This is a genomic window from Bacillus sp. FSL K6-0993 (assembly GCF_037977205.1).
GTDB classification, from domain to species: domain Bacteria; phylum Bacillota; class Bacilli; order Bacillales; family Bacillaceae; genus Bacillus; species Bacillus subtilis.
In genome coordinates, this window is sequence record NZ_CP150275.1 from 3,045,945 (window position 1) to 3,057,953 (window position 12,009).

Annotated in this window: 12 protein-coding genes, 1 tRNA gene and 1 riboswitch; of the genes, 6 read left to right on the forward strand and 7 right to left on the reverse strand. The window is 42.7% G+C overall.

Features of this window, described 5'->3' with window-relative positions; genetic code table 11:
• Window positions 1–76 precede the first annotated feature (76 nt).
• Window positions 77–565 carry a DinB family protein gene (locus MHH79_RS15920; RefSeq protein WP_100505743.1) on the forward strand — a complete coding sequence of 163 codons (489 nt, stop codon included), beginning with the start codon at window positions 77–79 and terminating at the stop codon, window positions 563–565.
• 5 nt (window positions 566–570) lie between these two features.
• On the opposite strand, the gene MHH79_RS15925 is transcribed toward MHH79_RS15920, so the two are convergent.
• The 3 genes from MHH79_RS15925 to betB form a co-directional block, all read right to left on the reverse strand.
• Entirely contained in the window at window positions 571–1,149 is a 579-nt protein-coding gene (locus MHH79_RS15925; protein ID WP_014477775.1) for an MOSC domain-containing protein, read from the reverse strand.
• Window positions 1,150–1,236: 87 nt separating this feature from the next.
• On the reverse strand, window positions 1,237–2,445 hold the full coding sequence (gbsB, locus tag MHH79_RS15930) for a choline dehydrogenase (RefSeq protein WP_340035167.1): 1,209 nt from the start codon (window positions 2,443–2,445) through the stop codon (window positions 1,237–1,239).
• A 16-nt stretch (window positions 2,446–2,461) separates the two neighbouring features.
• Window positions 2,462–3,934, reverse strand: a complete 1,473-nt coding sequence (betB, locus tag MHH79_RS15935; protein WP_100505745.1) for a betaine-aldehyde dehydrogenase — start codon at window positions 3,932–3,934, stop codon at window positions 2,462–2,464.
• Between the two features lie 198 nt (window positions 3,935–4,132).
• Between betB and gbsR the strand changes: the two genes are divergently transcribed.
• The 4 genes from gbsR to ktrB all read left to right on the forward strand — a co-directional run bounded on the left by gbsR (window position 4,133) and on the right by ktrB (window position 7,796).
• Entirely contained in the window at window positions 4,133–4,675 is a 543-nt protein-coding gene (gbsR, locus tag MHH79_RS15940; RefSeq protein WP_014477778.1) for a transcriptional regulator GbsR, read from the forward strand.
• A gap of 197 nt (window positions 4,676–4,872) precedes the next feature.
• Window positions 4,873–5,418 carry a biofilm surface layer hydrophobin BslA gene (gene bslA / locus MHH79_RS15945; protein ID WP_003243556.1) on the forward strand — a complete coding sequence of 182 codons (546 nt, stop codon included), beginning with the start codon at window positions 4,873–4,875 and terminating at the stop codon, window positions 5,416–5,418.
• Between the two features lie 144 nt (window positions 5,419–5,562).
• Window positions 5,563–5,711: riboswitch (cyclic di-AMP (ydaO/yuaA leader) on the forward strand.
• A 72-nt stretch (window positions 5,712–5,783) separates the two neighbouring features.
• The gene (ktrA, locus tag MHH79_RS15950; RefSeq protein ID WP_251217630.1) at window positions 5,784–6,452 is read left to right on the forward strand and encodes a potassium uptake protein KtrA; all 669 of its coding nucleotides are present in this window, start codon (window positions 5,784–5,786) and stop codon (window positions 6,450–6,452) included.
• 6 nt (window positions 6,453–6,458) lie between these two features.
• On the forward strand, window positions 6,459–7,796 hold the full coding sequence (gene ktrB / locus MHH79_RS15955; protein WP_340034709.1) for a Ktr system potassium transporter KtrB: 1,338 nt from the start codon (window positions 6,459–6,461) through the stop codon (window positions 7,794–7,796).
• Between the two features lie 36 nt (window positions 7,797–7,832).
• Here the strand turns inward: ktrB and MHH79_RS15960 are convergent, their stop codons facing one another.
• The 3 genes from MHH79_RS15960 to MHH79_RS15970 all read right to left on the reverse strand — a co-directional run bounded on the left by MHH79_RS15960 (window position 7,833) and on the right by MHH79_RS15970 (window position 10,749).
• Window positions 7,833–8,096, reverse strand: coding sequence for a YiaA/YiaB family protein (locus tag MHH79_RS15960; RefSeq protein WP_003222348.1), 264 nt, complete (start codon window positions 8,094–8,096; stop codon window positions 7,833–7,835).
• Window positions 8,097–8,204: 108 nt separating this feature from the next.
• Complete coding sequence (lytG, locus tag MHH79_RS15965) at window positions 8,205–9,053, reverse strand: exo-glucosaminidase LytG (RefSeq protein WP_003228938.1); 849 nt, start codon at window positions 9,051–9,053, stop codon at window positions 8,205–8,207.
• Window positions 9,054–9,213: 160 nt separating this feature from the next.
• The gene (locus MHH79_RS15970) at window positions 9,214–10,749 is read right to left on the reverse strand and encodes an MFS transporter (RefSeq protein WP_340034710.1); all 1,536 of its coding nucleotides are present in this window, start codon (window positions 10,747–10,749) and stop codon (window positions 9,214–9,216) included.
• Between the two features lie 518 nt (window positions 10,750–11,267).
• On the opposite strand from MHH79_RS15970, the gene cdoA reads away from it, so the two are divergent.
• The gene (gene cdoA, locus MHH79_RS15975; RefSeq protein ID WP_021480465.1) at window positions 11,268–11,753 is read left to right on the forward strand and encodes a cysteine dioxygenase; all 486 of its coding nucleotides are present in this window, start codon (window positions 11,268–11,270) and stop codon (window positions 11,751–11,753) included.
• A gap of 105 nt (window positions 11,754–11,858) precedes the next feature.
• Here the strand turns inward: cdoA and MHH79_RS15980 are convergent.
• A tRNA-Ala gene (locus MHH79_RS15980) sits at window positions 11,859–11,931 on the reverse strand.
• Between the last annotated feature and the right edge of the window lie 78 nt (window positions 11,932–12,009).

Consider the following 12,009-nt stretch of genomic DNA (forward strand, 5'->3'; position numbering starts at 1 on the left):
CAAATAACCCATTTGAAGTGCTTTATAAATGATAATTGCTTATATATATGGTAATGTCATTTTAGGAGGAGATATGATGAGTATCTTTAATGAAGCCAGATTAGAAACGTGGAACGAATTGAAAGGACTTTCTGACGAAAAGCTGAACCAAAAGCCTTCTGCTGAAGAATGGAGCATACGGGAAGTTCTTGACCATTTGAAAAAAATCGATATGACCGCACAAAAAATGTTGAAGGAACGTGTAAAGGACGCTCCGATTAAAGAAATTGAAGAAAAACCGCTTGAGGTAGCACAGGACAGAAATAATAAACGGAAAGCCCCGAGTCATCTTGAGCCTGCGCATGATTTTATTTCAGGCAGCCAAATGAAACGTGAGCTTGATGTGGTAAGAGAGCAGCTGACTGCTGCGATTGCCTCTCTGACAGAAGAAGATTTTGAAAGAGTGCTTCCGCATCCTGTGTTTCAAGAGCTGACTGTCAGACAGTGGATCGATTTTATCGGCCATCATGAAAAACGGCATCTCAGCCAAATAAAAGAAATTAAAGAAAAGATAGAAAGGGCCTGATTTCATCAGACCCTTTCTGCTTTTCGTTTGACTTTTCGCTGATAGGAATGAACTTCTATTTCATCACCTGTGTAAACAGCACCAGGTCTCTCCACAATACAGACAATCCCTCTAATGCCCAGTGCGTGGCGGACGAAAGCCGGCGCCAGCTTCGGTTGGTCCGGATAATAAGACTGAATCACTTCTCCCGGCTGGATACACGGATCATTTTCGCCCTCACACAGCAGAGCCGCTCCACTCGGAAAAATAATCCGGCTTCCTTCTTTTAATGAAGTAAGATCTGGCATACCGCTGACTGCCACATTCGCCCCGAGCCATTCCGGCAAAATCCTCGGCACTCCCATTTTTAAAGCGATTTCGTTGCATTCCTCTATTGAAACAATTGAAATTTGTCTGCGGTTGAAAATTTCAGTCCCTCTTGAAAACATTGGTTCTCTGGCTCCCGCTTTTTTGGTCAGGCCAAAATGCAAGTCGCCGGGGATGCCGCCATAATCAAAATCAAGCTTGTCCATTTGCTTTGTTACGAAGCTTTCTGTATCTGCGATATATAAGCCTTCCGCTTTTGCAGTCATACGCTTCCACATCAGCTGGCACCTTCCTTCTTATCTAAAATTTCCACCTATGCTTCATTATCCCAAAAAATCCCGCTCTGTAAAGGAGCGGGATTTTGATTATACCGTTTTAGGCGTAAGGTTAAAGCAGCGCTTGTAGATCCAGTTGTATGCTTTTTCATTTAAATCTCTAGGGTTTCCGAAGGTTTGCGGATCTTTCATTGCTTCTTTAGACAAGCGTTCGATCATATTAGGTGATACTCCCTGCTCTTCTAAAGTCGGCACTTCTAAATCTTTGACCAGATCATACATCCAATTGACAGATGCTTTCGCAGCTTCTTCTGTTGTCATCTTGCTTGTACCAATACCGAACGCTTTCGCAATACGCGCAAACTTCTCAGGATAGCCCTTCCAGTTGTATTCCATGACAGGGCCCATCATCGCCGCTACACATTGGCCGTGAGCGACTGGGATAATACCGCCAAGCGTTTGGCTCATCGCATGAGCAGCGCCCGCTGATTCACTTCCGTAAGAAAGACCGGCAAGCATCGCAGCCTGCGCCATTCCGTACCTTGCTTCCAGATCCTCTCCGTCAGCAAATGCCCTCTTAATGTAATGAGCGGCATACTCAATCGCCATTAAGGCAACTGCATCCGTGATTGGCTGTGCAAATTTCATTGTATAGCATTCAATAGCATGGGCGAGCGCATCAATTCCCGTCATAGCTGTTACATGAGGAGGCATTGAAACATGAAGCTCAGGATCAATGATGGTCAAGTGCGCTGCAATCAGAGGACCGCCCGTGTTGAATTTGAATTCTCTTTCTTCATCTGTGATAACCGCCCATTGGGTTACTTCTGATCCTGTTCCAGCTGTAGTGGGAATTGTCGTCAGCGGAGGAATGCGGTTTTCCAGCGGTTTTTTCCCATCTGCCGCTTCATAATCAAGCACGCTTCCTTCGTGAGTCGCTTCTACTCCGATTGCTTTTGCTGTATCCATGGAGCTTCCGCCTCCGACTGCCACCAAACCATTACAGTTCTCTTTTTTGTAAAGCTCAGATCCTTCATTCACCAGACGGACAGGCGGGTTTGGCTCAACTTTATTAAAGAGCACCACTTCAATGCCTGCTTCTTTAAGTGATTCGATTACAGGATCAGCAACACCGGCTTTATAAATTCCTGGGTCTGTGACAAGGAGCGCTTTTGAAACGCCCAGTGCAGCTACTTCCTCACCCGTATGCTTGATGGCTCCGATTCCATGCTTAATCACAGTCGGAATTTCAAATGTGTGGAATTTCTGCATGCTTTCTACCTTCATATTTAATGTCATCATCAATCTTCCCCTCTTATGAATTGAACCAGTTAACCGCTGCCGGTTTTGTATTGCGGTATACATGTTTGACTTCTGTGTATTCTTCAAGGCCTATTTTTCCAAGCTCGCGTCCGAACCCGGATTGCTTATATCCGCCCCATGGCGCTTGTGCAAAGTACGGATGAAAATCGTTGATCCAAACGGTTCCCATTCTCAAGCGGGCTGCTACCCGTTCGCACTTTTCAATATCTTTTGACCATACCGCTCCAGCCAAGCCATAGATGGTATCATTCGCAAGCTCGATTACCTCTTCTTCAGAGCTGAAGGTTTCGACTGTCAATACAGGACCGAAAACCTCTTCCTGAACGATTCTCATGTCAGAATTACAGTTTGAGAAAATAGTAGGTTCATAGAAAAAGCCGTTTTGAAGCGCAGGATCTTCCGGGCGTTTGCCTCCTGTCTCCAGCTTCGCGCCTTCCTCTATTCCGATCTCTACATATTTTTCTACCTTTGCCCTGTGCTCCGCCGAAATAAGCGGACCGCTTTCTGTCTCAGCATGAAAACCGTTTCCGAGTTTTATGCGTTTTGCCCGTTTGACCAGCTCCGCCAAAAATTGATCATGAATGGCGTCCTCAACAAGCAAGCGGGAACCTGCAGAGCATACTTGGCCGGCGTGGAAAAATACAGCGTTTAAGGCTTGATCAACCGCAACTTCTAAATCCGCGTCCTTGAAAACAATATTTGGGTTTTTCCCGCCAAGTTCAAGGGCGATTTTTTTGACGTTTCCGCTTGCCGCCCGCATGATTTTTTTGCCTGTTTCAATTCCGCCCGTAAACGAAATCAAATCGACGTCTTTGTTTACGGCAAGCTCGTCGCCCACTGTGGCTCCCGGTCCAAGAACAAGATTTGCGACACCTTTTGGAACACAGGCTTCTTCCATCAGCTTAAAGACTTTGATTGTCGTCAGCGGCGTAATCTCACTCGGCTTCATGACGATTGTGTTTCCTGCAGCCAGTGCAGGGGCGATTTTCCAGCTTGCTTGAAGGAGCGGATAATTCCATGGAGTGATCTGGCCGCAAACCCCGATTGGCTCCCTAATAATTTTGCTTTCTGAATCAGGAATCGGAGATGAAATGATCTCTCCGCCATCTTTGTCTGCCAAGCCGGCGTAATATTGAAAAACATTGGCGATATCGTCCATATCGGCCTTGCTTTCTTCGAGTGTTTTTCCTGTATCAAGAGATTCAAGCTCAGCCAGCTCCTCAAGATCGCGTCTGATTAATTCCGCAATTTTCAGAACAATTTTCCCGCGTTCAAGCCCGGATAGCGATGACCATTCTCCTTTGTCAAATGCTCTGCGTGCGGCTGCGATTGCTTTGATGGCGTCCTCTCGCCCTCCCTCGCTTACAGTTGCAATTTCTTCTTGATTAAATGGGTTGATAATACTGCGGATCTGTTCTTTTTCGGCACTGATCCATTCTCCGTCAATGAATAATGTTTGACTCATATAAGCCTCCTTGACGTAAATAAAGTTTGTTAAATAAAAATTTAATGTTTTTAACAACCTTAATCTAACATATGGTTTTTAAACTGTCAAAGTCCCATTTCGATTTTTCTTTTTGACTTTTCCTCATGTTTCGTTAAGATAAAGAACATAAAGAAATAACTTAACGAATTTAATTTTCTAAAGGAAAAGAGGGTCAGTATGGATGAAAATCCAGAATTTGCAGCTATAGAACAGGCTCGGGATCTTGTTATTGACTCCATTGCTGAAACGATGGATCTTTACGGAATTACCCGCAGTGTCGGGATTTTATATGGGACGATGTATATGAGGGATGAGATGACGCTTGACGAAATGCGTGAGGAGTTGCAAATGAGCAAACCAAGCATGAGCACAGGCGTCAAAAAGCTTCAAGACTTAAATGTAGTGAAAAAAACATTTCACCGGGGAATCCGCAAGCATACATTTGTGGCTGAAAAGGATTTCTTTAAATTTTTCACAAATTTCTTTCCACCTAAATGGGAGCGGGAGGTTCAAGTGAATGTAGCAGCGATCGAGGAAGCTCAAGCTGATTTACAAAAGGTTTTAAGCAAGGAAGATCTCGATGAGGATATCAAAAATGAGGCACTGCAGTTATACGATCAGCTGGAAAGCTCTAAAGCTTACTATGACTGGCTGAAACGGCTTGCTGAATCGGTGCAGACCGGAGAAATTTTTAAATTTATACCGATCGAAACAAAGTAAAGCAGAAAACGTCTGGGAAACCAGGCGTTTTTTTGATGTAACTACTACAAATTTGAAAAATACGGGAAAAACACCCCATTTACTTCCAAAATATTTGATGGTAATTTTATGTAGGTAAAATTTGTATTTGGCCTTCAGAGGAGGTGAAAAGCGGGCAGGCCTGTTTAATTTATAATTTTTTTAGGGGGAATTTTGTTATGAAACGCAAATTATTATCTTCTTTGGCAATTAGTGCATTAAGTCTCGGGTTACTCGTTTCTGCACCTACAGCTTCTTTCGCGGCTGAATCTACATCAACTAAAGCTCATACTGAATCTACTATGAGAACACAGTCTACAGCTTCATTGTTCGCAACAATCACTGGCGCCAGCAAAACGGAATGGTCTTTCTCAGATATCGAATTGACTTACCGTCCAAACACGCTTCTCAGCCTTGGCGTTATGGAGTTTACATTGCCAAGCGGATTTACTGCAAACACGAAAGACACATTGAACGGAAATGCCTTGCGTACAACACAGATCCTCAATAACGGGAAAACAGTAAGAGTTCCTTTGGCACTTGATTTGTTAGGAGCTGGCGAATTCAAATTAAAACTGAATAACAAAACACTTCCTGCCGCTGGTACATATACTTTCCGTGCGGAGAATAAATCATTAAGCATCGGAAATAAATTTTACGCAGAAGCCAGCATTGACGTGGCTAAGCGCAGCACTCCTCCGACTCAGCCTTGCGGTTGCAACTAATGTAAAAGACCGGTTAACGCCGGTCTTTTTTGCGTTTTACCCTCCCCTTTTTCTCTAATCCCCGTTATCTTTTTTCTGGTTTAAAATTTAAATTGACAAACACTAGAAACAGGAGTAAATTCTTGAGTGTTCAATTTCATACAGTCTCTTTTACCGCTTAATCAAACACGAACGGGGGAACCAACGATTGGCTGTTTTATTAACAGCCTTGGGGTGAATCTTACTAAGTAAGAGGGGGTACTCTGAATCCCTAATCCGACAGCTAACCTCGTAGGCGTATACAGAGAGGAGGTCTATTATCGGCCATTCTTTGCAATGGTCTTTTTTGCTTCAAAAACGTTAATTCACTAAGGGAGATATGAACATTGGGAAGAATTAAAAATAAGCAATTTGCCGTGATCGGGCTGGGCCGGTTTGGCGGCAGCATTTGTAAAGAACTTCATAGAATGGGGCATGAGGTTCTTGCGGTTGATATCAACGAAGAAAAGGTCAATGCATATGCTTCTTACGCCACTCATGCGGTAATTGCCAACGCCACCGAAGAAAACGAATTGCTTTCATTAGGAATACGCAATTTTGAATATGTGATTGTTGCCATCGGAGCAAATATTCAAGCGAGTACGCTGACCACCCTATTATTAAAGGAGCTTGATATTCCAAATATTTGGGTAAAGGCTCAAAACTATTATCATCACAAGGTGCTTGAAAAAATCGGCGCTGACCGCATTATTCATCCTGAAAAAGATATGGGGGTTAAAATCGCACAAAGCCTTTCAGATGAAAATGTTTTGAATTTCATTGATCTATCTGATGAATACAGTATTGTCGAGCTGCTGGCTACGCGCAAGCTTGATTCAAAATCGATTATTGACCTGAATGTAAGAGCAAAGTACGGCTGCACGATCCTGGCCATTAAACATCATGGAGATATCTGTCTTACCCCCGCGCCTGAAGACATCATTCACGAGCAAGATTGCCTGGTGATCATGGGCCACAAAAAGGATATTAAACGTTTTGAAAACGAAGGGATGTAGACAAAGGTGACACTTCAAAAGGATAAAGTGATCAAATGGGTTCGGTTTACACCGCCTCAAGTGCTTGCCATTGGTTTTTTCCTTACCATTATCATCGGGGCTGTCCTATTAATGCTTCCGATTTCCACTACGAAGCCATTGTCATGGATAGATGCCCTTTTTACTGCGGCTTCCGCTACAACTGTTACAGGGCTTGCTGTTGTCGATACCGGTACTCAATTTACGGTATTCGGGCAAACAGTAATTATGGGGCTGATTCAGATTGGCGGGCTTGGATTTATGACATTTGCGGTCTTGATCGTCATGATATTAGGAAAAAAAATCGGCTTAAAAGAACGAATGCTCGTCCAGGAAGCCTTAAACCAGCCGACAATCGGCGGTGTCATTGGCCTTGTCAAAGTCCTGTTTCTGTTTTCGATCAGTATTGAATTGATAGCAGCACTCATTTTATCCATCCGGCTTGTACCTCAGTACGGCTGGTCATCCGGCTTGTTTGCCAGTTTGTTTCACGCAATATCTGCTTTTAACAATGCCGGGTTTTCGTTGTGGCCTGATAATTTGATGAGCTACGTTGGCGATCCTACAGTAAACCTCGTGATTACTTTCTTATTTATTACAGGAGGGATCGGATTTACGGTTCTGTTTGATATTATGAAAAATCGGCGTTTTAAAGCTTTTTCTTTACATACAAAGCTCATGCTTACAGGAACGCTGATGTTGAATGCGATTGCTATGCTTGCGATCTTTATTTTAGAATACAGCAACCCTGGCACGCTCGGCCACCTGCATATAGTGGATAAACTGTGGGCTTCCTATTTTCAGGCAGTGACGCCGAGAACCGCAGGCTTCAATTCTCTAGATTTTGGAAGCGTGAGAGAAGGAACAATTGTATTTACTTTATTATTGATGTTTATCGGAGCAGGAAGCGCATCAACAGCGAGTGGCATTAAGCTTACTACGTTCATCGTGATTTTAACATCTGTTATTGCTTACTTGAGAGGTAAAAAAGAAACGGTTATTTTCCGCCGTTCCATCAAATATCCGATTATCATTAAAGCTTTAGCTGTGAGCGTCACCAGTTTGTTCATCGTGTTTTTAGGGATTTTCGCCCTGACGATCACAGAACAAGCGCCATTTCTTCAAATTGTGTTTGAAACCTTTTCCGCATTCGGAACTGTCGGCCTTACGATGGGGCTTACTCCTGAACTGACAACAGCTGGCAAGTGTATCATTATTGTCATCATGTTTATCGGAAGAATTGGTCCTTTAACGTTCGTGTTTTCATTCGCAAAAACAGAGCAATCAAATATCCGTTATCCTGATGGCGAAGTGTTTACAGGGTGATATCAAAAAAATCCGGCGTGCAGTCGCCGGATTTTTTTATGATTCGATATGAGATTGATTTTGTCTTTTTTCCTGTTCCGCGATGATTTCATTATCCTCCGCGTTATCACGGGTTACTTTTTGTGTAAGAATCGCACCAACTGCTACAAGTATCATAACAGCGATGTAATAACCTTTTTCATTGAGTTCCAGGTTATCAGCATTATAGAGTCCGATACTAAACAAAAATACTCCCGCAAAAAAAGTGAAATAAGCTAATACTGTAAAGGCAACCGTGTTTCTGCGTCTATATTTCTGCATCTTTGTTCCCTCCCGAAAGCATAGTTAAAAAGTGATAACTTCCGTGGAATATTATACCTCAAATTCCCCAGAATGGAACAAAGAATTAAAAATACCAGTAAAAAGGGCTTAGGTTGCCTCCTTTATTTCAACAGCTGAATCATCAATCCAGCCGATAAGTTTATCATTGATTTGGAATTGGTACCATACAGACTGGCCTTTCTGTTTTTTAGACACAACCTTTATGTCTTTGCCGACGTAAGATTGGGCAGAGGTAAGCCTTATGGACCGATCATCAGTAGAAGGCTTGGACCATACATCTTGAACGGCACTGTCTTTAATAGAGGCGTTTAAATCCACAGATTTGAGGGATGGATTTACCTCATCGTACTCATCTAAATCGTATTTTTCCACAATAGCGCTGATTTTGTCAGCGTAGTCAGGGTCTGTAGCATATCCTGATGTTTGCAGGGCGGTTGCCGCTTCCTTATAATTCCCTGCCTCAAGCACCGGTTTATACTTCTTTTTATTCCACGATGTGCCACGGACGAACAATTGGGCGTGATCATCCATAGATTCAAAAAACGTGCTGTATTTTCGAAACTTCGCGCGAATGGTTTTTCTTTTCCCTTTTTCAACTTCGTCCGTTTCCATCGTGACATGATGGCCTTTATAATTCCCTTTTACGCCAAAAAGGTTGTTGGCCTTAGCAGCCAGTTCACTGTTCCCCCAGTCCGATTCGAGAATGGCCTGAGCAATTGTGATGCTGGGGAGAACATGGTATTTTTCATACAAAATTTGGGCATGTCCGGACAGACTGTCTATAAATACCTGCTGTTCATCGATTTCTTCAGTTTCTTTGGATATTTCAATCGGTTTTGATAAAGTTGTCGCTAAAACAAACAGAGCTAGCGGAATCGATACAAGGAAAAATAGTGAAATCAAGAGTTTACGTTTTTTAAGTTTTTTACGGGCCATGAAAACCTTCCTTCGAATTAAAAGATTACGAATGTAAAAGAATCTACCTTTTAGAATTTTACTTGCACTTCTAATATTTTTCAATTCTTTAGGGATAAAGTTGGGAAAAGATTGCAAAATAAAAACCTTTTCGCTCAATGAAAAGGTTTTTACCATGTTTCTATTTTTGTAAATTTCTGAGTGCATTCCGATATTCCGTATCATTTATTACTTTATATGAATTGACGGTTGCCTTCGACAAACCTTGTGCTGAGACGGCCGGTTTTTCCGGAGCTGTTTTCGCTTTATCATGTGGTTTATGTGCCAGCTTGTGCCCCATTCCAGTGGCATTCATACAAAATGACAGGCAGACGAGCAGCACGCTAAGGATAAAAGAAATGAAGAAGAGATCATGATAAGCAGTCATCATAGAATCCTGTACCGAACCGCTTTGTCTGGCAGCATCTTTTTTCGTGAAAAAGCCGATGAGAATGGGAACTCCCATATAGACAAACAATCTTATAAACTGAACAGCTGTCATTCTCTTGACCAAATCAGGCAGCGGGCCTCCCATGGCAGCTCCCATCAGCCCTGCGGCGACTGTCAGGCCTGTTCCCGCTGCAAGCATGATAAACAGTGCTGCGAACATATAAAGAGATGATCGATCCTGTATATGCAGCCATTGAAAATTCACAAAAACGAGAATAAGTCCGCCAATAATACCGAGCATCCCTGGTCCGACTTTATCATATAACAGAGCGCTCAAAATGGCCGCGATCGCCACTCCGATTAAAAGAGTCAAGTTTAAAAAAATGAGATGCTCCTGAGAAATATCATACATTTGACGGAGCAAGCCTTGAAAAGCAGACAGGCTGACAGCTACCGTTATCGTCCCTGCAGCTATGATCAATAAGCCAAGCACCGGTTTTGGCAGCAGCATCAGTTTAATAGATATGAAGGGGTTTTTCACTTTATATTCCACAATCAATAGACCAATGAGCAAACATAACGTCACCCCGAAACCAATCCATACATAACCCGATGACAGCCCCCATTTTTGCAGAAAAATGAATGAAACCGCTGAGGCTGCGGCAAGGAAAACAGATAAAAGAATTCCCGCACGATCAAGCGGCTGTTCTTGATCCGCCGCTCCGTGATGCTCGTCATGAAGAAAGAAATAGCTCACCGCGACACCGATCAGGGACAAGGTGCCAAAGATGAAAAACAGCCATCTCCAATGCCCGCAGCTTGTTGCAATGGTTCCCAGGATGGTGCCGATGATAACAGAACCATAGAATCCCCCGATCAGCACAAGCAGTGCATAGTTCCTGCGTTCAATCGGGAATGACAGTACAAGCATTGGAATCATAATCATCAGCATGACGCCTGTTGCCGCCCCCTGTAAAAAGCGTCCTGCCGCCATCCATGCAATATCGCCTGAACATGCGATGAGCAGTGAGCCTAGTATAAAGACAGGTAATGAAGCCAGATAGACGGGACGAGCACCGAATTTTTTCCTCAGCAGCGGTCCTGCCGGAACTAACAAGGCAAAGGCCATATTGCCGATCAATATTGGATTTACTGATGTGAAGCCACTTGTTCCAACCGCTTTCTGAACAAGGCCTTGAACTGACGACAATGCCGTGTTAGACATCAATCCCGGCCCGACCGCTAAGACGGCGAGCAAAGAAATCACCCAATAGTGTTTTGTCTTCATGTTGTCATTCCTTCCTATATGAATACATGCGAAACACATCATTTTTTGAAAACAAAAGAAGCTAATAGATTTTGCATACCATTAGCTTTCATTCTAATATTCTCCCTTTCAGGGGAAATGATATTATTTTATTATAATTATGTGAATGAATGAGCATATAATCAAATATTATTCCAAATCGATTGTGTTTTGTCAATGGAGTAAATTTCAAGCACAACCTAGAAAGTCTGAAAGCTTTTCCCCGATATTGTGTTTTGGAGCCAATGGGCCTAGAACTGCACTTATGAGTCCCTGCTCGTTTCCTCAAGCGAATTAAAGCAGGCCGTTTTAATCCTTTCAATCCACTATTCCAACTAATAAACTCGAATAAGTTGGTGATAAGACAACATTTTGGCCGCACATTTTTTTGTGTTCACTGGGCGTTTGCCGCCTCTAAATTGTATATGGGTAAATACCATGAATTAACCTATGAAATACCAATGTAAGGAAATTTTAAATATTCTGGGAGGCAAAAACGAATGGAACTGTATGAGTGTATCCAAGACATTTTTAGCGGCTTAAAAAATCCATCGGTTAAAGATTTAGCAACATCTTTAAAACAAATTCCAAACGCAGCAAAATTGAGTCAACCGTATATTAAGGAACCAGACCAGTACGCTTACGGCCGAAATGCCATCTATCGAAATAATGAATTGGAAATTATCGTGATTAACATTCCGCCAAACAAGGAGACAACAGTACACGATCATGGTCAATCCATTGGTTGTGCAATGGTGTTAGAAGGAAAGCTTCTTAATTCTATTTATCGCTCAGCCGGCGAACACGCAGAACTCTCCAATTCATACTTTGTCCACGAAGGCGAATGCCTTATTTCAACCAAAGGTTTAATTCACAAAATGTCCAATCCAACATCCGAACGAATGGTGTCTCTTCATGTCTACTCCCCTCCTTTGGAAGACATGACGGTCTTTGAGGAACAAAAGGAGGTATTGGAAAATTCATGATTGACAGATAAACTGCTTACTTTGACTTCGCTCAACTGGAGGATTCAGAGAATGAAACCTTTTCCTCAAAACAAAAAACCCTTATAGAATAAGGGTTTAAAGGTATGGAGCCAAGGGGGCTCGAACCCCTGACCTCTACGCTGCCAGCGTAGCGCTCTCCCAGCTGAGCTATGGCCCCGTATGTAACGTCATGTTTATTATAGATGATTTTTTTTTGAAAAACAAGCTGTTTCCTCTTGAATTGACAGAAAAAATA